The organism is Ekhidna sp. (genome assembly GCF_965221965.1).
Classification (GTDB): Bacteria; Bacteroidota; Bacteroidia; order Cytophagales; family Cyclobacteriaceae; genus Ekhidna.
On record NZ_OZ244926.1, the window covers coordinates 3748315 to 3773605 of the forward strand.

Sequence of the window (25291 nt, forward strand, 5' to 3'; positions counted from 1 at the left end):
TAGATGTACTAAGTCTCTGCATCAAAATCAGTAAATGTGCCTTCAGGTACCGTGTCCAAAACCTCTATGTTGTTCAACTGATATTGACCCCTGTCTCCGGAAAGCATGATACCTCCATACTTTTTGTAATTGCCCCACGGTGTGATAAAACGGGGCTCTAAGGTGCTGGAATCCGGATAAAATGCCCATTGGGTGACTAGTTTAGAATCGGTATCTATCCACACTTCATAGACATTTTCAGGGGTCACACCAACCGCATCGAAAGACAGGCTAACTACATCTGCACGTGTTCCTGCTTCCGTAGAGTCCTCACGCAAATATTTTAATGTTACCCCAGAGTCTTTAAGCTTATAAGGCATTACCAGCCAATAGGAGTCGTTGACCCACATTTCATATCCTTTCTGGAGGTATATATCCAATGAATCAGATGTGATTTCCCTGTCACCTTTCATGACTTTTCCATCTTTCGTGTTGATGTTCATTAAAATAGTTAGTTCATCTTCCGGTACCTCAATCCTTACATCACCGGTCCATTTGTCCCATACATGATCCCTTCTTCCAAAGAAATTCCATTTAATATACCGTGTATTATCCCAGGCTTTTCTTCCGCCCATTGCCAACATAGTTTTGTCTGCAAGTAAAGTTGCAAGTAGGTCAGACCCCTCCTGGTTGAACCCTTCGGCTGGTGGGTTATTGTATTCAATGAACTCACCACCATCTGCGATAGCGGTAGTGTCTGCACTTTCGGATGAAGATGATCCGGTAGAGCAGGCTGTGAAAATGACAAGTGCTAAAAGAAACAATAACTGGTTTTTCATCTTTGTAAATGTTTTCTTAAAGATAGAAAATAAAAAAGGAGACCAATTCGGTCTCCTCCTTAGTTTAGGTTGGTTGTAATCTTTTTTTAGTCTTGTCCTTCCTTGAACTGCTCGAATCTGTCACCTTCTTCTGACCGAGGAAAAACGTTGTTGTCCGTGTATGCATCAGCAGTCATCTTATCCGGATCAATCACAATTTTAGCGACTTCTTTGTCTTTCATGAAAACCTTTGTCACTTCTTTTTCATTAATCCTCCATATTTCAGCAGGTATTTTCTCTCTTTCAGTGGTACCATCTACATAGGTCCACTCAATGATAACTGGGGTTACAAGCCCTCCTTGATTCTTCAAGGTAAGCTCATAGAAGTTTTTGCCTTCTGCTGATTGCTTGATTTTGTTCTGATCCATGGACTGACGATATTCACCATATCCACCATTCCATTCCTTGAAAACAAATGGTTGCGGGCTATTGCCGAAATCTTTTTGCCCATTGTTCTTGCCATCAATTCCCTGGCCTGCTCCTTTGATATTTCTTGTTTCCAGTCCGTTTTCTTCAGTCTGCATCTGAAACCATCGAACATTTGCAAGGTCCACGTCTACATAGTCTGTGCCGTAAAACCAGCCTTTCCAAAACCAATCCAGGTCAACCGCGGAAGCATCTTCCATCGTTCTGAATAAATCCGCCGGCGTTGGATGCTTGAATGCCCATCTTTCAGCATAAGTCTTAAATGCTTTATCAAAAAGCTCAGGTCCCATTACGGTGGTTCTGAGAATGTTTAGTGCAGTAGCAGGTTTTGCATAAGCATTAGAGCCAAACTGTCGGATCTGCTCTGAGTTTGTCATGATGGGTCTAACCAAACCATTTTCCCCTCTCATGTAATCTACAATTTTGTGAGCCGGTCCCCTTCTGGATGGGAATTCATATCCAAGTTGATCGGTTAGTTCCTGCTCAGTCAGGTATTGAACAAAGGTATTTAGTCCCTCATCCATCCATGTCCACTGACGTTCATCGGAATTGATAATCATTGGAAAGAAATTGTGTCCTACTTCGTGGATGATCACTCCAATCATTCCATGCTTCTTGCTGTCTGAATAGGTTCCGTCCGGATCAGGTCTGCCGTAGTTAAAGCAGATCATTGGATACTCCATTCCAATGGATGCGGTATGAACAGAGATCGCAACCGGATATGGATATTCAATGGTAAATTTTGAATAGGTCTTTAGCGTTTGCGCCACAGCTGCAGTCGACCACTCTTCCCACAATGGATTTCCTTCTTTCGGATAATAAGACATTGCCAATGGCTCATTGCCCTCGCTCAGTTTCACAGCCATGGCATCCCAGATGAACTTTCTGGAAGCACAGAACGCATAGTCTCTTACATTCTCGGCTTTATACCTCCATGTTTTTGTTCCTGATGCTTTCGTCTTCTCGTTTTTCTTAGCCTCTTTTTCTGTTACGATAATGACAGGCTTATCATACGATTTTTTTGCCTGCTCAAATCGCTCCATCTGCTCGGTAGTCAATACCTCTTTAGGGTTTTGGAGACTCCCTGTTGCTCCTACGATAAAATCAGACGGCACAGTGAGGTCTACTTCATAGTCTCCGAATGTCAATGCAAACTCGCCACTCCCCAGGAACTGCTTGTTTTGCCAGCCTTCATTATCGATATACACCGCCATTCTTGGAAAGAACTGGGCAATGGTATACAGGTAGTTGTCGTCTTCCGGGAAATACTCCAGTCCAGAGCGGCCACCATCTGTCATCCGGTTATTGATGTTGTACATCCAGTCGATGCTGAATGTCATATTTTCGCCTGACTTCAAAGGCTTTTCCAGATCAAGTCTCATCATGGTCTTATTGATCAGGTAAGTCATATCCTTACCGGCGCTTTTTACGGATTTAATTTTAAACCCACCATCGTAATCCTGATCTCCGGTGATATTAAATACAGAAAATGCACTTAGCGTATCCCTCATGCTACTTTGACCGATCAACGGCGAATCGGAATCTCTGGCTCGCATGTTTTGATCCAGCTGAACCCATAGATACTCCAGATCATCCGGGGAATTGTTGTAATAAGTAATCGTCTCACTACCGGTGATTGTTTGGTTGTTGTCATCCAGCGTGATCTTCATTTTATAATCTGCCTTTTGTTGCCAGTACTGATGCCCCGGTGCTCCACTGGCTGTTCTGTACACGTTAGGGGTGGGCAGCATTGTACCCAGCTGCTCAAATTTTTGTTCCCACTCTGTGTCTTTTTGTTTTCGGTCCTGTGCTGTTACCACAGTGCCAACCAAAAACGCTACGATAAGTAGAATGCTATTCTTCATAGTTATGTCTAGTTAATAATGTTTTTTAGTTTAAGTAATTCGTATCCATCATCAGCATCAATGCGATTCCTCCTACTGCTGATGAAATGATCATCTTCCAGTCCCGGCGGGTCACACCGCCTAATCCAACGAAAATGAAGCTAATTGCCATGAATAATCCAACGATTATTATTTGACCCACCTCTAATCCTACATTAAAGGCAAAAAGCTGGAGGATGATTGTCTCATCTTTTCCCAAAAGTGCTCTGAGGTAATTGGAAAAACCCAAACCATGAATAAGCCCAAAAAACCCGGCATACCCATAATTTCTCCAAATCTTACCTTCAGCGATTCGGTCTTCTTTGGTAAACAAATTTGAGATGGCTGTCACGAGGATGGTGACAGGGATTAGGAACTCTATCAGGTCTGCATTGATCTTGATAATCCGCATGGTGGCCAGTGCCAGTGTGATGGAATGGCCGAGGGTAAATGCAGTGATAAGAATCAATACTTTTTTCCAGTCGGTGGATTGGTACAGTGCGCACAATACCACTACAAAAAGGATGTGATCGTATCCATTTACATCCAGGATATGATCGAGACCCAACTCGTAATACAAGCTAAACTCACTCATGGGGTAGCGAATATAAAGTAAGCGATTGACCTGTTGATTTCAATTCCAGGAGGATTTGATGAGCGGTATTGCAGTCGGGCATGCTCTTTGTCTAGATTTGACCTATGGTTACACTTGCACTCATTATTTTCCAATCGGTTCTACATCCATTTCATGTCAGTGTTTCGGACATTAAATACAAGGAAGACAAAAAGGCCATTCAAATAAGTACTCGAATTTTCCTGGATGATCTGGAGATGGCATTGAGAGCTTACACGGGGAATGATACGCTTGATATTATGGAGGAGGAGAGTTGGGATTTCATCAACACAAACCTTGAAAAATACCTATTGGATCGGATGAAGCTATGGGATGAAAAAGGGAAGGAATATGAGCTCAACTACATTGGTGCAGAGATCGAGGAGGATGTGATGTGGTGCTACATTGAGATTGAAAAAGTAAAGAAGCTGGAGCGAGTTAAGGTCTGGAACAGCATCCTGCATGAAGTCTGGAGCGATCAGGAAAATTTAGTGCATTTCCGTGCTTTCGATAAGGTAAAGAGTGCGAGGTTGTTTGTGGGAGAGGATACGGAGGTTTTTAGTTGGGAGGATTAATCATTCATTCTAAATGGGAATCTTCTTGTGATCCTTTGCCTGACTTTTTGGCCATTATGGAAAGCGGGAGTCCAATTTGGCATTTGAGCAATCACCTTCAATACTTCTTCATCACAACCGTATCCGATCCCCTCAATAATTTTTCCTTGCGTAATTGTCCCATCTTTTTCAACTATAAATGAGGCAGTTACAATACCTTTTATATCATTACGCTGAGCGGGATATGGATATCTTAAATTCAAGTTCAAAAATCTAATGAAATCTTCAGGCTCTGTGGCGGGAACATCCACTTCATCAAAAACTTCTCCTAAAAAGGAAACGATCTTTAATTCAATGGTTTGCTTTGTGGGAACTCCTAATCTATTTGCTGGAGTCCATTTTCCTAACACCATGAGTGATCGAACAATTGCTGTGTCGTTTGGATGAGGTGTGCCACCAAGATAGAAATTTTGGAGGTCACCTGACTCATCTATTGTGAACGAAACTGAAGTTTTGGTATCAACTTCGTGATAGGAAGGGTCGTTTAGTAATGTTTCTTTGAACTCCTTAGAATAAAAACTAAACCCATTTTGAGGTTTGGCAAAATAGCTGTTAGTGTCAATCAATGGAATAAATGAAGCCCCGGTCAATGCAAGTTCAATATTTCCAAATGGGACTACATTTTCGAAATGCTCAGGATTTGCATTATAACCCAAAGTATCAATCGAATTAATTCTTCCATTTGCAACATAATGAGGTTGATTGCCAAACGAAGAGTTATTCTGGAACTTAAACAATATGTTCTGAACCATTATCTGTCTAACTGCTTTACCTTTTTGTCTAGCAGGAATCCAGTTTGGCATCATTCTCATTATGCGAAGAACCTCTTTATCACAACCGGCACCAATGCCTTTAACAATTTTAACACCAGTTATTGAGCCGTCCTTTTCAACAACGAATTGAACAAAGACTCTACCTTCTATTCCCATTCTTTGGGCACTTCTGGGATAACGCAAATTTTTTGCTAGAAATTGATAGAAACCGTCAATACCACCTGGAAAGCTAGCTGGCTCCTCTACCTGAGTAAAAATCTCATCAGAATTACCAAGATGTGTTGTAGAATCGGATTGAGCAAGTGTTTTGAAAAGGGAAATAAAACAGAGAACAAAAATTATTTTCTTCATCCTACAATCATATCAAAAATCCACAACATTCCATTTCTTGCCATCATGTTTCAATAGTACAATCTCTTCTACACGAAACTCAAATAGAACTTCCCGCTTTTTAAATTCTTTCTTCGCTTCATAAAACATCGGCTTCTTTAAATCCCGGAAGCCAATGGTGACATGTGGATGAAATGGTCTGTTTTTATAATTGGCGTTATCAAGTTTCAACTCTTTCCTGCAAGCATCTACTACCTTTTTCTGGAGCTTCTTTAGCTTTTCACTTTGCACCACATTCACAAAAACTACTCGCGGTTCAAAGAAGTCAAAATCTTTAAGCTCAACCTCGAACGCCGCAAGATCACTATTCAGGTTTTTTATCACCTCTGCTAACTCATCGAAGCGTTTATCCCTCCATTTGAAGGGCATGTGAAGTGTGATGTGAGGAGGTGATCTTAAGGCATGTTTACTACCGTATTTTTCAGCTACCTCATGCTTAAGCTTTGTGATCTCTTCCTGAATATCTTCAGGTGGAACAATCGCTATGAAATAGAGTGACTCACTCATTATTTAATACATTTTCCATTGCATTCCAGTACTCAGGAAAAAGCGCCAGGTCATTGTGATGTCCACCTTCAACAGAAATAAAAGTCGCTTTATCCTGATGCTCCTCATAAAGTTTTTGTCCGGATTCATAGGGGACCACCTCATCATTCGTCCCGTGAAAAATGTAAACCGGAGCATTGACCTTTTCTAGGCACTCATGATTTGGGAAACGGTATTGGAGCAATAGGGAAGTCGGATAGATGGGGAAAAGCTTACCAGCGACATCTATCAAACTGTAAAAGGGGGTTTCCAAAATGACCTTTTCCGGATTGTTTTTGGAAGCCAGGTATGAAGCAAATGCACAACCAAGTGATCGCCCAAAGATGATGATCCGCTCTTCTCGTTCCAGTTTTTTGGCAAAAGCATAAATCTCCTCCGCATCGCTCAGTAATTTCTTTTGCGTTCGATTTCCGGTGCTCTTTCCATAACCTCGATAGTCCATTATTAATACTTCATATCCTAAATCAACAAAGGGCATCACAATCTCTCCCCAACGCGCCAGGTTGCCGGCATTGCCATGAAAATAGACGATCAACCCTTTGGAGTCAGCTTGTTTGAAATGGAGTGCATTGATCATTGCACCATCACTCATGGCCAGGTTATGCTCTTCAAAAACCTGCTCAAACTCATAGGCATAATTTTCAGGCAAGGTTTCCGGAAGAAAAATCAGGCTTTCCTGCATCAGGAAAATGATCAGACCGATCAATACATAAATACACAAAAGTGCTGTTGCTATTACCTTGATGTAAGTCACCTTCTTATTGCTTCTTTTTTCTACTAAAATTTAAGCTTGATTTCTCCGGGTCAATGGGCTTCAACTCTGCGGAATGCAAGGCCTCCTCAAGCATGCGATGATATTCCTCAAAAGTATGCAGGTTATTATGCCCACCACCAATCACAGAGTACACGCGTGTTAAAGAAGGATTTTTTTCCGCTAGCGCCAGACTTGATTTATAGGGAATGAGTTTGTCTTTAGTGCCATGAATGATCTTGATAGGACACTCGACATACTTGATCCATTTATAGGTTGTCAATGGAAACTTAAGAATAAGTGATGCCGGAAGAAAAGGGATGTATCGCTTGGCCACCTTCTTCATGCTGTAGTAGGGTGATTCCAATACCAACATTTTGGGGTCATTGTTGCTGGCTAGTTTGGCAGCAAAGCCTGAGCCCATGGACCGGCCATAGATAATGATATATTTTTCCGGGACCTTGCTCTTGAGGATGTCATAGACTTTTTGCAGGTCGCTTTTAATTTCTTTCTCCGACCTTCGACCGGTACTTTTTCCAAACCCCCGATAGTCCACCATTACCACGTCGAAACCCAGGCGGTTAAAGTCGATTGCAAACTTTCCCCAACCCTTGATTGATCTGGAATTGCCTTTCAGATAGATAACCACCCCTTTGGGTTTTTTGACACTGAAGTGAACCCCATTTATGCGTACATCATCGCCAATGTAGAGATTGTGCTCCTGCACATTTTGTTCACCATACTTGAATTGAAAGTCGGAGGGCAGCTTTTCAGGCTTAAACAAAAACTTCTCCTGTAAGAAATATGCCGCTACATTAACAATAACATAGATTGATACAATTATTAATATGATTGTGGTGATCAATGTTTTACTTTAATGAATTGATAATTCGAACAGCATCATAAATATACAACAATGAGAACCTACACTTTTCTAACCTTAATCTTTGTCTCATTTATGGTTGTGGGTCAATCTAACAAAAAAAAGGCCTCTTCCTCATCCGATCAATCAAACCCAATTGCAGACTTCACAGCAGAAATGCAAAAGCAGGAAGGCTTCTTCAATTTTTACTATGATGAGGAGGTGGGTCGAATGTTTTTGGAAGTGGGCAAAGTAGGTCAGGAATTTCTTTATGTGAATTCACTTGCTGCCGGAATTGGTTCTAACGATATCGGACTTGATCGCGGACAGCTGGGGGGAGAGCGAGTGGTTCGATTTGAAAAACACGGGAATAAGCTATTGCTCATTCAGCCTAATCTGGATTATCGAGCCGTGAGTGATAACCAGGATGAGGTGAAGTCGGTCGCTGAGGCATTTGCCAGTTCGGTGATTGGAGGGTTTGAGATCAAAACAAAAAGCGAAAGTGCATATCTTATCGACATTACAGATTGGTTGCTTCGAGATTCTCACGATGTGAGTGGAAGGTTGCAAGGTTCAAATCAGGGAAATTTTTCAGTAGATAAATCAAGGTCCGCTATCTACATGGATGCGACCTTTAACTTTCCAAAAAATACAGAGTTTGAGTCATTGCTTACTTTCAGCGGGGATGCAAAAGGCTGGTGGTTACGTTCGGTGACACCAACACCTGATGCGGTGACAGTAAGAACTCATCATAGCTTCATAGAATTGCCGGCTGATAATTATACACCTCGTGCGTTCGATCCGCGCAGTGGTTTTTTCTATATCTCGTATCAGGACTATGCTACACCCATCGAAGAGCCTCTGGTCAAGCGGTTTATTGTTCGTCACAGACTGGAGAAAAAAGATCCAGAAGCTGAAATCAGCGAGGCGGTAGAGCCAATCATCTATTATGTAGATCGAGGAGCTCCCGAGCCGGTTCGATCCGCGTTGATTGAAGGAGCAAGCTGGTGGAATCAGGCGTTTGAAGCAGCTGGTTACAAAGATGCATTTCAGGTAAAAGTGATGCCGGAAGGGGCACACCCACTTGACGTTCGCTACAATGTAATCCAATGGGTGCATCGATCTACAAGAGGGTGGAGTTATGGTAGCGGGATCACAGATCCACGGACAGGTGAGATGATCAAAGGGCATGTAAGTTTGGGGTCCTTGCGAGTGCGTCAGGATTTTTTGATCGCTACCGGATTGTTACAACCTTATGAAAATGGAGATGAAACTCCGAATGCCATGACAGAAATGGCACTGGCTCGATTGCGACAATTGTCTGCTCATGAAGTTGGTCATACAATTGGGTTAGCTCACAATTTTGCCGCAAGCGTAAACGATCGTGCTTCGGTAATGGACTACCCGCATCCATACGTGCAGATGGACGACCAGGGAAATATTGACTTAAGCGAAGCGTATGATGATAAGATCGGAGCATGGGATAAAGTGACCATCACTTATGGGTATAGCGATTTTCCTGAAGGAGAGAATGAAGAAAAACTCAACGCCATTTTAGATGAAGCCTTTGATAATGATTTAAGATACATCACCGATCAGGATGCGCGTCCGGCCAGCGGATTACATCCGGAGGCACACCTTTGGGACAATGGCACCAATGCAGCAGTTGAACTGAATAGAATGATGGAAATCAGGAGAGCGATTCTTGACAAATTCTCTGAAAAGGCAATCAAAACCGGTACGCCGATGAGTAGTATCGAGGAGGTGCTGGTACCCATGTATTTGTTCCACAGGTATCAGGTAGATGCTACTTCCAAGCTGATTGGCGGACTGAACTACAGCTATGCCTTGAGAGGAGCGGATCAAGTGGTCACAGAAATGCTTTCATCCGAGGAGCAAATGGCAGCTTTGGAGGCTTTGCTGACCACAGTGAAAGTTGAGAATCTAAAATTGCCTGAAGAACTACTTGGTCAAATTCCACCAAGAGCTTTTGGCTATGGAAGATCAAGAGAAACGTTTCAGTCAAGAACCGGACCTGCTTTTGATTACCTGGCCGCTGTAGAGACAGCTGCTAGTTTGCCATTTGGTTTCATTTTCAATTCCGACAGATTCAATCGACTGCTAACCTATAAAACACGTAGCACAGATCAGCCAGGAGTGGATGCGGTGTTGGATCGAATAACCACAGCTGTTTGGATGAGCCCTTCTTCAAATGCTCAGGATCGAACCATCCAAAAAGTGGTGGAAATGGAAATGCTCAAGCAGCTCATGGATCTGGCCGTCAGTGATAGAGCTTATACCGAGGTGAAGGCCAAAGCACTGGCCAAAATCAAATCCATTAAGTCATATGCTTCTGGACGAACTGGCAGAAGTACCAACGGTGATGGAGATTACTACCAGTACGTGGTAAGTCAGATTGATAGATTTTTAGATGAACCGCAGGAATTCAAGATCCCGGATACGATCACGGCACCAGATGGCTCACCGATAGGGAGTTGTGATTTTTAAGATATGAATAGCACGCAACTAATAATTATTGGGAACGGATTCGATCTGGCTCATGGGTTGCCAACACGCTATTCTGATTTCCTTAATTATTATATCAGTGAGATTGTCCAGGAAGTAATAGAATCAAGAAAGACTTACAAAGACCCATTGATTAAAGTTTCTCATCCAGTTAAACCAATAGCTAATAATGAGAGGAATGACTTTAGAGCAATAATTTCATCTAGAATTAACTCAAGTCCATTTGGTGGTAGCTCATCAATATTTATCAATGAAAAGGGATTTCTTCATTTTATTCTGCAAAAAAGGGGAATTGAAAGGTGGCAAAACTTAGAACTCCTTTATCATGATTTTTTAATTGATATTTTGGATCAATTGAAAAGAAGGAAAACCAATTTAGAGAAGGCCCGAGCTCGCTTAGTTTATTTCAATCAGTCTATCGAGTTTTTTCTGTCTAAGTTCAGAAACTATATAATTGATGTTGTTAATCCACTAATTAAAACAATATCCCCAATTGATAAATTTTACAAGATATTCGGGTATAAGGAAAACCAATTTTTGACAGTTTTGAATTTCAATTATACTAGAACATTCGAAAAATATATAGATGATGAAGGAACAGCGATAATCAATATTCATGGACAAGCAGATACCAAGGAATCTGAAATTTGTTTTGGTTTTGGTGATGAACATTCACCTAGGTATAATGAAATCGAAAACCTTTATGAAAACGAGTTTTTAAAATACTCTAAATCAATTTTTTATTCAAAAGATGAAACTTATAGGCATTTACTGGGGTGTCTGTCTGGAAATTACACAGTAGACATTTACGGACATTCTTGCGGAGTTACTGATAGAACTTTATTGAAACAAATATTTGAAGATAAAAAATGCAGTAGCATACACTATCATTATCATTTAGATCATAAAGATCACAGGGAAAAATTCATTGAGATCAATAGGCATTTCGAGGATAAAAAGAGACTTAGAAGAATAGTTGTTCCAGCAGAATCCAGTACTCCGTGTCCTCAACTTAAGTAATATCAAACTGTACTATTTTTCTGCCCTAAATCGGTTTCTATGAGCTGCCTAAAGTAATCATCGATTCCTTCTTCCGCTATTCTGATAATGCTGTCATCGTCAACCATTGATTTGTAAGATTTGGCGTACTCAGCCTTTTTTAGTTGATCAATATAAGTGCAATTACCTTGCTCCATAAGGCTATTTTAATAATTGAAAGTTCATTTATTTTTAAGAGCCAAGCAAATATTTTCTTTTTCACCTTGCATTTAAAAAAATTCTCACTTCTATTTACTCCACAATGAACGCACAGGTATCATTTTACTTTAGCTACTTTTTCTTTTATCCACAGCGGATAATGGGGTGGCTATAGTATATCTGGTATAAAGAAGAAATTTACAGAGGCCTCCCCAAAAGGGAGGCCTTTTTTCGTTTATAGCAATGAAGAAAATAGCAATACAAGGCCTAAAAGGAAGTTTCCATCACGAAGCGGCGCGAAATTATTTCGGCAGTGAAATAGAACTCGTGGAATGTGAAGCTTTTCATGATGTGGTCCAAAACGTAAAAGGCGCTGATTCTGATTTCGGCATTATGGCCATTGAGAATTCCTTGGCGGGGAGTATCATCCCCAATTATGCTTTGCTTCGACATCCTGGAATTTCCATATGTGGGGAGTTAACCCTGCGGGTGAAGATGAACCTGATGGCACTTAGTGGAAGGACGCTGTTGGATATTTCGGAGGTGCACTCTCATCAGATGGCAATTCGTCAGTGCTCATCTTTTCTACAGTTGAACCCGGGTCTTAAGGTCGTAGAGACCTTTGATACAGCGGGCAGTGCAGCAGACATTCGGGAGAAGCAATCACAAAGTACTGCTGCGATTGCAAGTGAACTAGCAGCAGAAACCTATGGACTGCATATACTCGCCAGGGGGATTGAGGATAACCAGCGAAGCTACACAAGGTTTTTAATCCTCTCGAAGCATGGTTTAGAGGTATCAGATGCGAATAAGGCTTCTCTTTATCTGGAAACGGCTCATGAAGTGGGTGCATTGGCGTCAGTTCTATCGATCATTAGCGATAAACAAATCAACCTTAGCAAGCTTCAATCGCACCCGGTTCCAAATCAAAAGGAGGCCTATGGGTTTTTCTTAGACCTTGAATTTACAGCCAGGACTAAACTCACGGAGCTATTAAAGAATCTTGAATCAGTAACGCAGGTGCTGGATTGCCTGGGCATCTACAAACAAGGAAAAACATATGAATAATGTAGCAACAGCACGAAGAATACAGGGTATCGGAGAGTACTATTTTTCAAGGAAGCTCAAGCAAATCGCAGAACTGAGTGTCAAAATGGAGGTGTTGAATCTGGGAATTGGAAGTCCGGATATGGCTCCTCACCCCTCCGTTATCCAATCATTCAATGAAGCAATTTTGGAGCAGGGAGCACATCAATATCAAAGTTATCGTGGTTTGCCAGAGTTAAGAGTAGCTATAGCTGATTGGTATAAGAGATTTTTTGGTTGCCGCCTTGATGCTGAGACGGAGGTATTGCCACTTATCGGTTCTAAGGAAGGAATCACCCACATCAGCATGTCATTACTTGATGAGGGAGATCAGGTGCTGGTCCCAAACCCCGGATATCCTGCCTATGAAGCAGCCTCAAAGATGGCGGGAGCTGAAGTGGTTCACTATGATCTCACTGAAGAAAATGGGTACTACCCCAATTTTGCACAATTGGAAAACATGGATTTGAGAAAGGTCAAAATCATGTGGGTTAATTATCCGCACATGCCGACCGGCACTCCAGGAGGAGAGGGTTTTTTTGAGCAGTTAATCGATTTCTGTAAAAGGAATGACATCATTTTGATCAATGACAATCCCTATGCCTTTATTCTTACGGACGCTCCGACAAGCATTTTGGCTGGTCGCTCTGCGAGTGATTACGTTTTGGAGTTGAATAGCCTATCCAAGTCTCACAACATGGCGGGATGGAGAATAGGGATGCTGGCAGGAAACAAGGAGCTAATCGATACGGTTTTAACCTTCAAAAGCCAGGTTGATTCGGGACAATTTAAGCCAATGCTGAAAGCGGCTGTTGAGGCACTAAATCTCGATAATCATTGGTTTTTGCAGTTAAATGAAGAATATAAAAAACGGAAGATGTGGGCTAAAAGGCTGGTTGATTTGCTTGGGTGTCAGTGTGATCCACGAAAGGTGGGTATGTTTTTATGGGCGAAAATCCCTAAATATGTATCTGATGCTGAGGCATTTTCTGATATGATTCTCGAGAAATACAACCTGTTCATCCCCCCGGGCTCCATATTTGGATCCAATGGCAATCGGCATATTCGACTTTCACTGTGCAGTCCGGAGCATGTATGGATGAAGGCAATCAACAGGCTAAATGAAAAGAAATGAAAACATCACCGATTAACATTTTTGAGCAGAAGCGTCCGGTCATCATTTCCGGACCCTGCAGTGCTGAGTCTGAAGAGCAGGTTGTGGAGACCTCAATCCTATTAGCGAGAACAGGTAAGGTAGACATCCTGCGAGCAGGTATCTGGAAGCCACGCACCCGACCCAATAGTTTTGAAGGGATCGGAGTAGAAGCACTGAAATGGTTAAAGAAAGCCAAAGAGGCGACCGGTCTTCCTACAGCTGTTGAAGTGGCTAACTTCAATCATGTATTTGAAGCATTGAAACAGGGTGTTGATATCTTATGGGTAGGTGCTCGCACGACGGTAAATCCTTTTTCGGTTCAGGAAATAGCAGATGCATTGAAAGGAACAGACGCTACCGTCATGATAAAGAATCCGGTACATGCGGATATTGAATTGTGGACCGGAGCGCTGGAACGGCTTCATGGAGCAGGAATCACTAAACTAGGACTCATCCATAGAGGATTTGCTCAATACGGGAATAGTGTCTACCGAAATGATCCTAAATGGCAGTTGACCATCGAAATGAAGCGGAGGTTCCCGGAGATTCCAATGGTTTGCGACCCAAGTCACATCTGTGGCAAACGTGACTTGTTGCATGCCGTGTCTCAGCAGGCTCTGGACATGGATTTTGATGGGTTGATGCTAGAATCGCACATCGATCCGGCCAGTGCACTTAGTGACAAAGACCAGCAAGTGACACCCAAAGAGCTCGAGGCAATCATTGATAATTTGGTTATAAGAAGGCCCAACATTTCCGATGAGGACCTTTCACAAAAACTGGCGATGCTAAGAAGTCAAATTGATTTGATTGATGATGATCTGATCAAACTCTTGGGCGAGCGCATGAAAGTGGCAGAGGAAATAGGACTTGTCAAGCGTGATAAGGGAATTACCATTTTGCAGGCCAACCGGTGGGAAGAAATCATCGAAAAAGCTTCTTCCAACGGAGAGCTTCAAGGTTTGTCAAAGACTTTTATGGTTCGGTACCTGAACGCAATCCATCAGGAGTCTATTGAGCATCAAAATGAAGTGATGAACCGCAGTGAGTTAGAAAAAGAATAAAACAACGGAATGCCTTTGTGGTTTTATCTTGCAGCCAATGAAAGATCTGCTTGAAAAAATCGATGCTTCACTTACCGAGCTAACACTGGGGAATCATCCCCAAAATCTTTATGACCCGATAAGGTATATTTTATCCTTAGGTGGCAAGCGCCTGCGACCCATGCTGGTATTATTGGGGTATGGATTAAAAAGTGAAGATGTAGAGGAGGTAATCTCTCCCGCTCTTACAGTGGAAATCTTTCATAACTTCACTTTGATGCACGACGACATCATGGATGAGGCCCCAATCAGAAGAGGTAAACCAACCGTGCATGAAAAGTGGAACAATACAGTTGCAATTCTGAGTGGGGATACCATGATGGTAAAGGCGTATGATCAGCTGTTGACAGGGCCACATCATTCACTTCCTTCAGCCATCAAAAAATTCAATAAATGTGCCGTAGAGGTTTGCGAAGGGCAGCAGTTGGATATGAATTACGAAGAATTAGAGACGGTCACAGAAACACAATACATTGAAATGATACGGCTGAAAACGGCCGTTCTCCTCGGCTTTAGTCTGGAGTATGGTGGGTTGCTTGCAGGCATGGACGAAAAGGAATTAGCTCAGCTCAATGCTGTGGGTGAGAAGGCAGGAATTGGCTTTCAACTCATGGATGATTTACTGGATGTCTATGGTGATAAAGCCAAATTCGGCAAGCAGGTGGGCGGTGATATTGTCTCCAATAAAAAAACCTACTTACTGATCAAAGCGCTGGAACTGGCCAATGGGAGTCAGAGAAAAGAACTCAATAAATGGCTTTCCGCAACGGACTTTGATATAAGTGAAAAGGTATCGGCCATTAAAAATATTTATGAACAGCTCAACATCTTTGAGTTAACTAAGCAAAAGATGAACAGCTACTATGATGAGGCGTTTGGTCTTTTGGATGAAATGGATGTTCGGGATGAGGGAAAGCAACAGTTAGTTGATTTTCTGACACGCTTGATGAAACGAGAGCGTTAGTCAATACTGTTTGAGCAGCTTTAATAGCTCTTTGTTTTTAGTGTTTTTGGCAATTTGGATGGCAGATTCTCCTATTTGAGAGGTCAGCGTTGGAGATGCACCTTTATCAAGTAATTGCTCGGTGATTTCCGGATTTCCTGTCCTTGCTGCTTCAATGAGCACACTGGTCATCATTTCAGGGTGAAGGAAATCAGGGTCAAAATCCATTTCAAGATAGTAATTGACCTTTTCCGTATCCTGATCGATGATTGCCTGCACAAAATCCTTCCAATCTCCTGAATCCATTTCGAACTTAGTTTACAGTGACGTGTTATTTTTAAATAAACTTATAAAACATGATTGCAGTAGTATCTCCCGCTAAAAATCTGGATTTTAAATCGGAAATAAATGTAAAAGGCACTCAGCCAAGGCTGATGGAGTTCACAAATGAACTCATCGACATACTTCGGAAAAAATCAGTGGATGATGTGCAGGAGCTTATGAGCATCAGTAAGCAGTTAGCCGGACTGAATGTTCATCGTTACAAAGAGTTTGAGCCCAAGCATACAAATGAGAATGCAAGGCCTTCGGCATTGGCATTCAATGGAGATGTTTATCAGGGGCTCAAGGCAGAAACGTTTGATGAAAAAAAGATGGAGTTTGCGCAAAAGCATTTTCGCATCTTGTCCGGACTGTATGGCCTGCTTCGACCATTGGATTTGATTCAGCCCTATCGACTAGAGATGGGAACCAAACTGGCTTTTGATGACTATAAGACCCTCTACGAATATTGGGATCACAAAATACTTGACCTCTTGATGAAAGATTTGAAGGATCAGGGAGATGATATCATTCTTAATCTCGCATCCAATGAGTACTTCAAGTCCATTGATAAGAAAGATATGCCGGCACGAGTGATAGATGTAGAATTCAAAGACTTCAAAAATGGCAAGTACAAGATCATTTCATTCTATGCTAAAAAAGCACGAGGGCTTATGTCAAGATTCATGATCGAACATCAGATCACCGATCCGGGAGATTTACGAGGCTTTGATTATGAAGGGTATTACTTTGATGAGGAGACTTCCACGGAAGATAAGCTGGCCTTTAAGAGGGAAGGGAAGAAGAAGTAGATTAATTTTATACTTGAAAGTTCGGGATGTGGCTCAGTCCGGTTAGAGTACCCGCTTAGGGTGCGGGAGGTCGCTGGTTCGAATCCAGTCATCCCGACAATAAGCCACCATTTGGTGGCTTATTCAATTTTTATTCATGATATTCTCGAGACTTTTATGTGCCTCATCACTTTTGCATACAAATCCCACCCTAAATATAAATTCATCCTTGCAGCTAATCGTGATGAATTCTATGCACGTTCAACCGCAGTTGCTCATTGGTGGGAAGATCATTCGAACATCCTTGGAGGTCGCGATATGGAAGCCTTGGGTACCTGGATGGCGATTCATAAAAATGGACGGTTTGCAGCAGTGACCAATTTTCGTGACATCAAGAAAATCAAGTCAGATGCCCGATCGAGAGGTGATCTCCCGGTAAATTTTTTGTTAGGAAAAGAACGACCTTCCGTTTATTCCAGGCATGTTCACAGTGAGGGTGACCAGTATAATGGGTTTAACCTGATCACACTGGATGAAGAAATGGCACATGTGAGTAATTACGATGGAGACGCCAAATTACTTGACCCGGGCGTGTATGGGTTGAGCAACGCATTGCTGGAAACCCCATGGCCAAAAGTGAAAAAAGCCAAACGAGCTTTTAATACACTTATTCAACAATCTTTTTCATTGGAGGATTTAATTGAAATGATGCAGGATACGGAGACTGCACTGGATGAAGAGCTACCGGAAACGGGTTTGGATTACGAAAGAGAAAAGGCAGTTTCCGCCATGTGTATCCGCACACCCGATTATGGGACCTGTTGTTCTACTGCTGTCACCATCGACTATGACGGAAACGTTGCTTTTCTGGAAAAAAGCTATCCCGTCGGAGAGCGAAAGGAGGGTGAGGTGAAAGTTGAGTTCACGATCGATAAGTCCATGCCATGAGTGAGGCGCACTACAGAAAACTGGAGCGCATGTACCTGTCGGCGAATATTAATACTCAAATATTCGATACTACAACCTGCAAGATATCAGATGGCGAAGCTGAAATTGGCCTGACTGTAGTTCCAAAGTATTTTCATGCACTGAATGCTATGCATGGATCCATCTATTTCAAGTTACTTGATGATGCCGCTTTCTTCGCAGTGAATTCGGTTGTAGAGGATGTTTTTGTTCTGACCAAATCGTTTGAGATTCATTTTAAACGACCGGTAATCGAAGGTAAGATATTGGCGAAGGGAGAATTAATCGCTTCTGCTGGAGATTCATATGTAGCCAAATCCGAATTGCTAAACGAAGCAGGGAAAGTAGTAGGGTATGGCCAGGGTGAATTTGTAAAGAGTAAAGTAGCACTCTCAGCAGAGATTGGATATGTATAATGATTTTATAAAGTGTCATTTCGAGCAACGCGAGAAATATTTACTTATACTTTTAAAGATTTCTCCTTCGTCGAAATGACAAAAAATAAATGAAAGGAATAAAAAAATACTTTGGGCCAAGCACATTGGTCACTGCAGCTTTCATTGGTCCGGGCACTCTCACCGTTTGCACGTTGAGTGGCGCCAATTTTGGTTATACGTTGTTGTGGGTTTTGCTTTTTGCCACAATTGCTACCATCATCCTTCAGGAAATGACTGCCCGGCTTGGACTCATCACTCAATCTGGTTTGGGAGAAGCCATACGCTCACAGATCGAGCACCCAACAGCTAAAACACTAGCTGTACTCTTGGTTTTCACTGCAATTATTTTGGGTAATGCCGCTTACGAAGCAGGTAATATATCGGGAGCAGTTTTGGGCATTTCAGGAATCTTTGATTCTTCTTTTCCATGGGCATTGCTTATTGGATTGGCTGCTTTTGGAATTTTGTTTATCGGAAAAGTAAAAATCATCGAGCGCATTTTGATTGGCCTGGTAATTCTGATGAGTGCTGTTTTTCTTTTCACAGCATTTCTGGTGAAGCCGAATGTTTCAGGCATTGTTAATGGGCTATTTGTTCCCAGCCTTACAGAAAGTAATCATTTGGCCATTTTAGGGTTGATCGGAACCACCATTGTTCCTTACAATTTGTTTCTTCATGCTTCCTCCGTGAGCCAGAAATGGAAATCACCGAATGATTTGAATGATTTGCGAAAGGAAAATGGTGTAGCCATTGGTCTGGGCGGATTGATTTCCATGGCGATTGTTGTCACCAGTGCAGCAACCATTTTTGGCAAAGGGGTGACTGGCATTAATGAAATGGCCCTTCAGCTCGAGCCTCTGCTGGGAAGCTGGGCGAAATACTTTTTAGCACTTGGATTGTTTGCAGCAGGGATTTCTTCGGCGATTACTGCACCGCTGGCAGCAGCCTACACAGCAAGAGGAATTTTCGGATGGAGCGGAAACTTAAATAGCCTGAAATTCAGGTCGGTGTGGATTTTTATTTTAGGAATAGGCACACTCTTCTCCATGCTTGGCTATAAACCCATCGAGGTAATTCAGGTGGCGCAGATAGCGAATGGTATTCTTTTACCGATTATCGTTTTCTTTCTCATTTACCTATGCAATAAGAAATCCTTGTTGGGAACCTACATCAATAAACCCTGGCAGAATGCGCTGGCAATGTTGGTCATTGCTGTTAGTCTGCTGGTCAGTTTCAGAAGCTTGAATAGTGTATTTGGGTTTATTTAGCATCAAATTGTTTGTCACTCTGAACTTGTTTCAGAGTCTATGAAGCGTATTCTGGCGGACTAATGATGAAGATGCTGAAACAAGTTCAGCATGACCTTCACTTTTTTTAAATTGAAGCATGCTAACCATAGACCTCAACGCTGATCTTGGAGAACATCCGGGTACCAACCTGGATGAGCAGATTATGCCTTACATCTCCTCTTGTAATGTGGCTTGTGGAGGCCACATTGGTGATGAAGCCTCTGTGAGACGGACGATTCGTTTGGCAAAGAACCATGGAGTTGCTGTAGGTGCTCATCCATCCTATCCTGATCCCGAACATTTTGGGCGTGAGATTTTAAATATGCAGCCGGGTGACCTGGCAGAAAGCCTCAAGGAACAAATCAATTTGGTAAGACGAATTTGCGAAGAGGAGGAAGTTGCTCTTCATCATGTGAAGCCGCATGGAGCATTATATAACCATGCGGCGAATGATCGATTCATATCCGAGCTTATTTTAAAAGTACTTGAAGAAACGGCACCAGATGTTTACTGGATGGGTCTGGCAAACTCCGTTTCTGAGGAGGTTGCTCATGGTTCTGCATTTCGCTTCATTGCAGAAGGATTTGCGGATCGGCAATATGAGGTGGATGGAACCCTTCGTTCCCGAACTAAGCAAGGTGCGGTTTTGAAACCGGCAGAGGTTCTTAAGCAAGTAGAGGAAATAGTCTTCCATCAGAGAGTGAATGCGACTGGGTGGCTTCCATTGAAAGTTCAGTCCATATGCCTGCACAGTGATACTGAGGGAGCCGTAACTTTAGCCAGAGAAATCAACGAACATCTTGTCGATAAAGGAATCCAAATTGCTGCTGCTCAATAATATCTCCTGGAAAGTAAAATTACTGGGAGAACAGGTGCTGTTACTTGAAACAGCTCGTGAGATTCCTATTGAAGTCATTCATCAAAGTACTAAACTGATCAAGGATACACTAGGAAGCGACCTTGATGACATTGTGCCAGCCTACCATTCAGTCGCCATCTTTAGTTCCCTGAAAATGAAGGAGCTGCTGGAGAAGCTTAATGGAATTTCAGGCTCGAAGGAACAACTCGATGCAAAGAAGGACGTGATTAAGCTGCCCATTTGCTATGAAGAAGGGCTTGATCTTGCCAGGCTGATTGAGAAGACGGGAATGAGCGAAGAGCAACTCATAGAAAAGCACCTAAAGGGCACATACCGATCACTTTTCATTGGCTTCACTCCCGGCTTTATCTATGCTGATGGATTGGATGAATCATTGGCTTGTCCACGATTGGAGCAGCCAAGAAAACAAATCCCGTCAGGCTCTGTTGGGATCGCCGGAGCGCAAACGGGTATTTATTCACTAGCTAGTCCGGGAGGGTGGAACATCATCGGGCGAACGCCTACAAGAATCTTTGATCCGCATAGAAATCCACCCATGTTGATTGAGGTTGGAACACAGTATCGGTTTTTCAGAATCACCCAAAAAGAGTTTGAGGAATGGGGAAGCTAAAAGTGATCAAAACCGGACCGATGGCTTCTCTCCAGGATTTTGGAAGGTTTGGCTATAGACGATATGGCATTCCACGGTCAGGAGCGATGGACAAGGAATTTATGATTGCTGCAAATAAGCTGGTGGGCAATCCGAATGATTACCCTGTGATTGAGTTTGCGCTCACGGGCATGGAGTTGGAAGTAGTAGAGGAAACGATGATTTCAGTGGTTGGTGCTGATCTCAACGTCAATGGTGAAAGAAATGAAATTGCTTCCAAAGTATCGGTTGGTGATATCATAAAAGTATCTGCACCAACTTTGGTTTATGCGTATTTGGGAGTGGGGGGAAGAATGAAAGCGCAGGAAGATTTTGGCAGTGTGTCTACTTATACGAGAGCCAGATTTGGAGGGTTGGATGGTCAGGCTTTAGCAAATGGAGATCAAATTGAAACCGAAGGCGAACCAGGAAAAATATGCCAAATACCGATCCCTGGAAGGGATCAAGGAGACGTTATTGAAATCCGAATCATGAAAGGGCCGGAGTGGGACTTACTGAAGGAGCTCCCTTCACTGGAAACCTTTCAGGTAGATGGATCAAGTGATCGGATGGGAGTAAGGCTCACCGGGGCGAAACTCGAGTGTGATTACCAGGAGATTGCTTCCTCCGCAGTGATTCCCGGCAACATCCAGCTTCCTGCGGACGGCCACCCAATCATATTAATGAACGATTGTCAAATCACGGGCGGCTATCCGAGGATTGGGAAGGTGGTTGAGGAGGATATGTGGAAGGTGGCTCAAGTAAGGGCTGGAGGAAATGTAAAGTTGGTGCTGATTGATGCTTGAGCGGTTAAGTGATCAACTTTCGGAAAGTTTCAAACTTTCCGAAAACTCAGGAGTGTCATGTCCCTAACACATCCACACCCTTCGAGAACCTCAGGGTGACACGCACCTGAGGAAGCCAATCAAAATTGACAGTCTGAGCCTGCCCGCGGTAGGCAGGGCGCTCGAAGACGACATTTCCAGACTACAATTATTTGCCCCCGGTTCGTGTCCTCACGAAAAGAAAAGTAATACGGGTTTGTGAAGACACAAACCATGGCTTAAAAAAGAAAGCCATAAAAAATAACCCCGAATCACTCATACAAGTGTACCCGGGGCTGCAGTCTCAAGTGACTAAAAAAGTGGAGCTGATCCCCGATCATCGCTGTTCGTGCAGCCAGAACAGCCCCCATCACTCCACATAGGTGTTGGCCCTCCCTTCCCGATGATCCGGGACTTGCTACTAAGATACAGTTTATTCCCCCTTGAGGGGGCTAGGGGGTGAATACTTCCCCATTCTTTTCTATCTTCAAGCGTTAATTACCAATCACTACATGAGTCTAAAGGAATCTTTCAGTCAATTTGTAGCATATGCTCAGAAGCTTAAAGGAGATGAAAAAGGAGAAGCCCAAATTTTTCTTGATCATTTCTTTAGCGCTCTAGGTTATAAAAACGGACTGGTAGATGCCGGAGCAGAGCTGGAGTTTAGGCTTAGAGATGAAAAGAAAAAGTCCACCTCATTTGCTGATTTGGTTTGGCCAAAAAAGGTGCTAATAGAAATGAAGAAAAAAGGTGAGAATTTAGATACTCACCTGCAACAGGCAGCCTCTTACTGGATGAAATTAGCGGGTAATCGTCCTCGATACATCATACTATGCAATTTTGAAGAGTTCTGGATTTATGATTTTGACCGAAGTATCTACGACCCGGCAGAAATTATAAAAACCGAAAACCTGGCCGATCGCTACGCTGCTCTAAACTTCCTTCTCCCTCAACCTAAGGCACCCCTATTTGGTAAGAACCTGAAAGACGTTACTGCGCAGGCCGCTGAAAAAGTGGCTGCTATGTTCAATAACATGGTTCGCCGTGGAATTGACAGAGGAGACGCACTTAAGTATGCTATGCAGTGCGTGGTGTCGATGTTTGCAGAAGATGCCGAGCTTCTTCCTGAAAGAATATTTTCTCAAATCATTGATGAGCTTGACAAGGAAGAGAGTGATGCGCCAACGGATAAAGTAGAAAAATCTTATGACCTGATTGGCGAGTTGTTTTCTGAAATGAATCGGCAGGGCATAACAGAAGGTGGCCGATACAAAGGTGTGGATTACTTCAATGGAGGGCTATTCAAAGAGGTAAAGAAAATAGAACTTACCCAGCGCGAGATTGAATATCTCAGCTTTGCCAGCCATCACAACTGGCGACATGTGAACCCGGCTATTCTTGGCACACTCTTCGAGACGGGACTGGAAAAAGACGAGCGCCATGTACTGGGTGCTCATTACACGCATGAGGTGGACATTAAAAAGATAGTGGACCCGGTAATCGTGCAGCCTTGGATGAAAAAGATAGAAGCAGCAGAAACACTTGACGAGTACTATGATCTGCTTTGGCAACTCATAGAATACAAAGTGCTGGATCCGGCTTGTGGCAGTGGCAACTTCCTTTTCATTGCCTTCCGTGAACTCAAAATGATCGAGCGAAAGTTGCTTAGTCTTGTCAGGGAATCATCTGAAAACGATAAAGGAGCAGGGGAAAGGCTTCATAAATTCCTCAATGATTACCCTTTTGTAACGACGAAACAATTCTTTGGGCTGGACATTAAGCCATATGCCGTGGAGTTGGCAAAGGTGACGTTGATGGTAGCAAAAGAACTAGCTTATCTGGAAAACAAAGAAGCCACCGACAACAAGTTTCAACCGCTCCCTCTGGACAATCTGGATGAAAACATCGTCTGTGCGGATGCACTTTTGGACGGTGACCAGCCACGCCAGTGGCCGGAAGTAGACGCAATCATAGGCAACCCTCCTTACCAGAGCAAAAACAAAATGCAGCAGGAGTTTGGAGCGGAATATCTAAACACACTTCGTGTAGCCTATCCGGATGTACCCGGCCGAGCAGACTTCTGCGTGTATTGGTTTCACAAGGCTCACGATCACCTGAAAGACGGACAGTATGCTGGGTTGGTAGGCACCAATACCATACGCCAAAACTACAGTCGGGAAGGAAGTCTAGACTACATTGTAAAAAATGGAGGCACGATCTTCAATGCCACCTCTTCCGAAAAATGGTCAGGGGATGCGGCAGTTTATGTGAGCATAGTAAGCTGGCGAAAAGGAAAGGTAGATGATGAGAAAACCTTATACATCTGGGAAAAGGATCACTATAAAGCACTGGAATTAGAAAGTATTAACTCAAGTCTTAGCGCGGAAACGGATGTATCCTCTGCGAAAGTGATTAAAGCCAACAAAAAACCAAAGAAGGTATTCCAGGGACAAACACACGGGCACGAAGGGTTTTTGGTATCAACAAGTGATGCAAAAAAAACATTAAAAAAGCACCCTGAGTATGCTGAAGTATTGAAACCCTTTCTAATTGGCGATGAATTAGTGGCAAACCAGAATTCACAGCCAAAGCGCTTTGTAATCGACTTTACTCTTCATGATGTTATATCAGCCACCAGATTTAAAGAACCCTTTCAACGAGTTGAACTCATGGTACTCCCTGATCGGAAGGCAAAAGGGGAAAAGCAGAAGAAAGAAAATGAAGACCTGCTCAAGAAAAACTCCAAAGCAAAAGTCAACAAACACCACATTAATTTTTTAAATAATTGGTGGAAGTTATCATATGGTAGGGACGATATGCTAAGACAAAGAAATGCATTAGGTAGATACATTGCCTGCGCCAGAGTAACCCAACGCCCAATATTTGAATTCATTTCTTCTGAAATTAATCCTAATGATAAGGTCATGGCGTTTTGTTTTGAAGATTATTATTCATTTGGTATTATTCAATCCAACATTCATTGGAAGTGGTTTTTAGCTAATTGTACCACACTAGCAGAAACCCCTAATTACAATACAGCATCAATCTGGGACACCTTCCCCTGGCCACAGTCATCGACAGAAAAGCAAATCGAAAAAGTAGCGGAAGCTGCTAAAGAGCTACATCAGACCCGCTCAAAGTACCTTAAGGACTACAACATGACACTTCGCGATCTTTATCGTTTGCTGGAAAAGCCCGGCAAGAACGCCATCAAAGATTTGCATGCTGCACTGGATAAGGCGGTCATGGAGGCTTATGGGTTCGATCCTAAAAAAGACCTGCTTCAGCAGCTCTTAGACCTTAATCTGGAAGTAGCCGAAAAGGAAAGCAAAGATGAAACCGTACAACCCCCCGGCCTGCCTGACTGGGTCAAAAAACCGGAGCGGTTTATCACCGATGATTGTGTAAAGTTTGATTATAACTAATCTG

24 protein-coding genes and 1 tRNA gene are annotated in these 25291 nt (G+C 42.8%); 16 read left to right on the forward strand and 9 right to left on the reverse strand.

Annotated elements, in window-relative coordinates; all coding sequences use genetic code 11:
- Nucleotides 1-8 precede the first annotated feature (8 nt).
- The 3 genes from ACOQON_RS17465 to ACOQON_RS17475 all read right to left on the reverse strand — a co-directional run bounded on the left by ACOQON_RS17465 (nt 9) and on the right by ACOQON_RS17475 (nt 3761).
- Complete coding sequence (locus ACOQON_RS17465) at nt 9-818, reverse strand: hypothetical protein (protein ID WP_420576714.1); 810 nt, start codon at nt 816-818, stop codon at nt 9-11.
- Between the two features lie 86 nt (nt 819-904).
- Nucleotides 905-3148 carry a M1 family metallopeptidase gene (locus ACOQON_RS17470; protein WP_420576715.1) on the reverse strand — a complete coding sequence of 748 codons (2244 nt, stop codon included), beginning with the start codon at nt 3146-3148 and terminating at the stop codon, nt 905-907.
- Nucleotides 3149-3173: 25 nt separating this feature from the next.
- The gene (locus ACOQON_RS17475; protein WP_420576716.1) at nt 3174-3761 is read right to left on the reverse strand and encodes a HupE/UreJ family protein; all 588 of its coding nucleotides are present in this window, start codon (nt 3759-3761) and stop codon (nt 3174-3176) included.
- A 104-nt stretch (nt 3762-3865) separates the two neighbouring features.
- Here ACOQON_RS17475 and ACOQON_RS17480 point away from each other — a divergent pair, with 104 nt between their 5' ends.
- Complete coding sequence (locus ACOQON_RS17480; RefSeq protein ID WP_420576717.1) at nt 3866-4354, forward strand: DUF6702 family protein; 489 nt, start codon at nt 3866-3868, stop codon at nt 4352-4354.
- On the opposite strand, the gene ACOQON_RS17485 is transcribed toward ACOQON_RS17480, so the two are convergent.
- From ACOQON_RS17485 to ACOQON_RS17500, 4 genes are read right to left on the reverse strand one after another with little or no spacing between them, the layout of a single operon-like run.
- A complete protein-coding gene (locus ACOQON_RS17485; RefSeq protein ID WP_420576718.1) occupies nt 4351-5517 on the reverse strand; it encodes an energy transducer TonB in 1167 nt (388 codons plus the stop codon). The two genes, ACOQON_RS17480 and ACOQON_RS17485, sit on opposite strands and share 4 nt — an antisense overlap.
- 12 nt (nt 5518-5529) lie before the next feature.
- On the reverse strand, nt 5530-6063 hold the full coding sequence (gene thpR, locus ACOQON_RS17490; RefSeq protein WP_420576719.1) for an RNA 2',3'-cyclic phosphodiesterase: 534 nt from the start codon (nt 6061-6063) through the stop codon (nt 5530-5532).
- The gene (locus ACOQON_RS17495; protein WP_420576720.1) at nt 6056-6856 is read right to left on the reverse strand and encodes an alpha/beta hydrolase; all 801 of its coding nucleotides are present in this window, start codon (nt 6854-6856) and stop codon (nt 6056-6058) included. Before ACOQON_RS17495 ends, thpR begins: the two co-directional genes overlap by 8 nt.
- A 4-nt stretch (nt 6857-6860) precedes the next feature.
- Nucleotides 6861-7718 (reverse strand): alpha/beta hydrolase, encoded by an 858-nt coding sequence (locus tag ACOQON_RS17500; protein ID WP_420576721.1) that lies wholly within the window; start codon nt 7716-7718, stop codon nt 6861-6863.
- Between the two features lie 51 nt (nt 7719-7769).
- On the opposite strand from ACOQON_RS17500, the gene ACOQON_RS17505 reads away from it, so the two are divergent.
- Together ACOQON_RS17505 and ACOQON_RS17510 are read left to right on the forward strand one after the other, a co-directional pair.
- Complete coding sequence (locus ACOQON_RS17505) at nt 7770-10223, forward strand: zinc-dependent metalloprotease (protein ID WP_420576722.1); 2454 nt, start codon at nt 7770-7772, stop codon at nt 10221-10223.
- 3 nt (nt 10224-10226) lie between these two features.
- Nucleotides 10227-11261, forward strand: coding sequence for an AbiH family protein (locus tag ACOQON_RS17510; protein WP_420576723.1), 1035 nt, complete (start codon nt 10227-10229; stop codon nt 11259-11261).
- Nucleotides 11262-11263: 2 nt separating this feature from the next.
- On the opposite strand, the gene ACOQON_RS17515 is transcribed toward ACOQON_RS17510, so the two are convergent.
- Nucleotides 11264-11437 carry a hypothetical protein gene (locus ACOQON_RS17515; protein ID WP_420576724.1) on the reverse strand — a complete coding sequence of 58 codons (174 nt, stop codon included), beginning with the start codon at nt 11435-11437 and terminating at the stop codon, nt 11264-11266.
- Between the two features lie 244 nt (nt 11438-11681).
- Here ACOQON_RS17515 and ACOQON_RS17520 point away from each other — a divergent pair, with 244 nt between their 5' ends.
- The 4 genes from ACOQON_RS17520 to ACOQON_RS17535 are packed head-to-tail and all read left to right on the forward strand — an operon-like array spanning nt 11682 to nt 15747.
- The gene (locus ACOQON_RS17520) at nt 11682-12506 is read left to right on the forward strand and encodes a prephenate dehydratase (protein ID WP_420576725.1); all 825 of its coding nucleotides are present in this window, start codon (nt 11682-11684) and stop codon (nt 12504-12506) included.
- A complete protein-coding gene (locus ACOQON_RS17525; protein WP_420576726.1) occupies nt 12499-13659 on the forward strand; it encodes a pyridoxal phosphate-dependent aminotransferase in 1161 nt (386 codons plus the stop codon). Before ACOQON_RS17520 ends, ACOQON_RS17525 begins: the two co-directional genes overlap by 8 nt.
- Nucleotides 13656-14744, forward strand: a complete 1089-nt coding sequence (locus tag ACOQON_RS17530) for a chorismate mutase (RefSeq protein ID WP_420576727.1) — start codon at nt 13656-13658, stop codon at nt 14742-14744. Before ACOQON_RS17525 ends, ACOQON_RS17530 begins: the two co-directional genes overlap by 4 nt.
- A 37-nt stretch (nt 14745-14781) precedes the next feature.
- Nucleotides 14782-15747 carry a polyprenyl synthetase family protein gene (locus ACOQON_RS17535; protein ID WP_420576728.1) on the forward strand — a complete coding sequence of 322 codons (966 nt, stop codon included), beginning with the start codon at nt 14782-14784 and terminating at the stop codon, nt 15745-15747.
- Here the strand turns inward: ACOQON_RS17535 and ACOQON_RS17540 are convergent, their stop codons facing one another.
- A complete protein-coding gene (locus ACOQON_RS17540; protein ID WP_420576729.1) occupies nt 15748-16032 on the reverse strand; it encodes a hypothetical protein in 285 nt (94 codons plus the stop codon). It abuts the gene before it with no gap.
- Nucleotides 16033-16082: 50 nt separating this feature from the next.
- Here ACOQON_RS17540 and yaaA point away from each other — a divergent pair, with 50 nt between their 5' ends.
- The 9 genes from yaaA (at nt 16083) to ACOQON_RS17585 (ending at nt 25287) form a co-directional block, all read left to right on the forward strand.
- Nucleotides 16083-16859, forward strand: coding sequence for a peroxide stress protein YaaA (gene yaaA, locus ACOQON_RS17545; protein ID WP_420576730.1), 777 nt, complete (start codon nt 16083-16085; stop codon nt 16857-16859).
- A 22-nt stretch (nt 16860-16881) separates the two neighbouring features.
- Nucleotides 16882-16956 (forward strand) — tRNA-Pro (locus ACOQON_RS17550).
- Between the two features lie 17 nt (nt 16957-16973).
- Entirely contained in the window at nt 16974-17786 is an 813-nt protein-coding gene (locus ACOQON_RS17555; RefSeq protein ID WP_420576731.1) for an NRDE family protein, read from the forward strand.
- On the forward strand, nt 17783-18220 hold the full coding sequence (locus tag ACOQON_RS17560; RefSeq protein ID WP_420576732.1) for a PaaI family thioesterase: 438 nt from the start codon (nt 17783-17785) through the stop codon (nt 18218-18220). Before ACOQON_RS17555 ends, ACOQON_RS17560 begins: the two co-directional genes overlap by 4 nt.
- An 89-nt stretch (nt 18221-18309) precedes the next feature.
- The gene (locus ACOQON_RS17565; protein WP_420576733.1) at nt 18310-19509 is read left to right on the forward strand and encodes an Nramp family divalent metal transporter; all 1200 of its coding nucleotides are present in this window, start codon (nt 18310-18312) and stop codon (nt 19507-19509) included.
- A gap of 118 nt (nt 19510-19627) precedes the next feature.
- Nucleotides 19628-20368 carry a 5-oxoprolinase subunit PxpA gene (gene pxpA, locus ACOQON_RS17570; protein WP_420576734.1) on the forward strand — a complete coding sequence of 247 codons (741 nt, stop codon included), beginning with the start codon at nt 19628-19630 and terminating at the stop codon, nt 20366-20368.
- On the forward strand, nt 20331-21020 hold the full coding sequence (gene pxpB, locus ACOQON_RS17575) for a 5-oxoprolinase subunit PxpB (protein WP_420576735.1): 690 nt from the start codon (nt 20331-20333) through the stop codon (nt 21018-21020). Before pxpA ends, pxpB begins: the two co-directional genes overlap by 38 nt.
- Complete coding sequence (locus ACOQON_RS17580; protein ID WP_420576736.1) at nt 21008-21844, forward strand: biotin-dependent carboxyltransferase family protein; 837 nt, start codon at nt 21008-21010, stop codon at nt 21842-21844. The genes pxpB and ACOQON_RS17580 overlap by 13 nt, the downstream gene beginning before the upstream one ends.
- Before the next feature lie 530 nt (nt 21845-22374).
- Nucleotides 22375-25287 carry a DNA methyltransferase gene (locus tag ACOQON_RS17585; RefSeq protein ID WP_420576737.1) on the forward strand — a complete coding sequence of 971 codons (2913 nt, stop codon included), beginning with the start codon at nt 22375-22377 and terminating at the stop codon, nt 25285-25287.
- The last annotated feature ends 4 nt before the right edge of the window (nt 25288-25291 follow it).

Coding starts and splice junctions, on each gene's coding strand:
- thpR (WP_420576719.1), bottom strand. CDS start 6,063: ATGAGTGAGTCACTCTATTTCATAGCGATTGTTCCACCTGAAGATATT.
- ACOQON_RS17470 (WP_420576715.1), bottom strand. CDS start 3,148: ATGAAGAATAGCATTCTACTTATCGTAGCGTTTTTGGTTGGCACTGTG.
- ACOQON_RS17485 (WP_420576718.1), bottom strand. CDS start 5,517: ATGAAGAAAATAATTTTTGTTCTCTGTTTTATTTCCCTTTTCAAAACA.
- ACOQON_RS17560 (WP_420576732.1), top strand. CDS start 17,783: ATGAGTGAGGCGCACTACAGAAAACTGGAGCGCATGTACCTGTCGGCG.
- ACOQON_RS17580 (WP_420576736.1), top strand. CDS start 21,008: ATGGGGAAGCTAAAAGTGATCAAAACCGGACCGATGGCTTCTCTCCAG.
- ACOQON_RS17540 (WP_420576729.1), bottom strand. CDS start 16,032: ATGGATTCAGGAGATTGGAAGGATTTTGTGCAGGCAATCATCGATCAG.
- ACOQON_RS17525 (WP_420576726.1), top strand. CDS start 12,499: ATGAATAATGTAGCAACAGCACGAAGAATACAGGGTATCGGAGAGTAC.
- ACOQON_RS17505 (WP_420576722.1), top strand. CDS start 7,770: ATGAGAACCTACACTTTTCTAACCTTAATCTTTGTCTCATTTATGGTT.
- ACOQON_RS17585 (WP_420576737.1), top strand. CDS start 22,375: ATGAGTCTAAAGGAATCTTTCAGTCAATTTGTAGCATATGCTCAGAAG.
- ACOQON_RS17480 (WP_420576717.1), top strand. CDS start 3,866: ATGGTTACACTTGCACTCATTATTTTCCAATCGGTTCTACATCCATTT.
- ACOQON_RS17535 (WP_420576728.1), top strand. CDS start 14,782: ATGAAAGATCTGCTTGAAAAAATCGATGCTTCACTTACCGAGCTAACA.
- ACOQON_RS17515 (WP_420576724.1), bottom strand. CDS start 11,437: ATGGAGCAAGGTAATTGCACTTATATTGATCAACTAAAAAAGGCTGAG.
- yaaA (WP_420576730.1), top strand. CDS start 16,083: ATGATTGCAGTAGTATCTCCCGCTAAAAATCTGGATTTTAAATCGGAA.
- ACOQON_RS17565 (WP_420576733.1), top strand. CDS start 18,310: ATGAAAGGAATAAAAAAATACTTTGGGCCAAGCACATTGGTCACTGCA.
- ACOQON_RS17520 (WP_420576725.1), top strand. CDS start 11,682: ATGAAGAAAATAGCAATACAAGGCCTAAAAGGAAGTTTCCATCACGAA.
- ACOQON_RS17510 (WP_420576723.1), top strand. CDS start 10,227: ATGAATAGCACGCAACTAATAATTATTGGGAACGGATTCGATCTGGCT.
- ACOQON_RS17465 (WP_420576714.1), bottom strand. CDS start 818: ATGAAAAACCAGTTATTGTTTCTTTTAGCACTTGTCATTTTCACAGCC.
- ACOQON_RS17530 (WP_420576727.1), top strand. CDS start 13,656: ATGAAAACATCACCGATTAACATTTTTGAGCAGAAGCGTCCGGTCATC.
- ACOQON_RS17475 (WP_420576716.1), bottom strand. CDS start 3,761: ATGAGTGAGTTTAGCTTGTATTACGAGTTGGGTCTCGATCATATCCTG.
- pxpA (WP_420576734.1), top strand. CDS start 19,628: ATGCTAACCATAGACCTCAACGCTGATCTTGGAGAACATCCGGGTACC.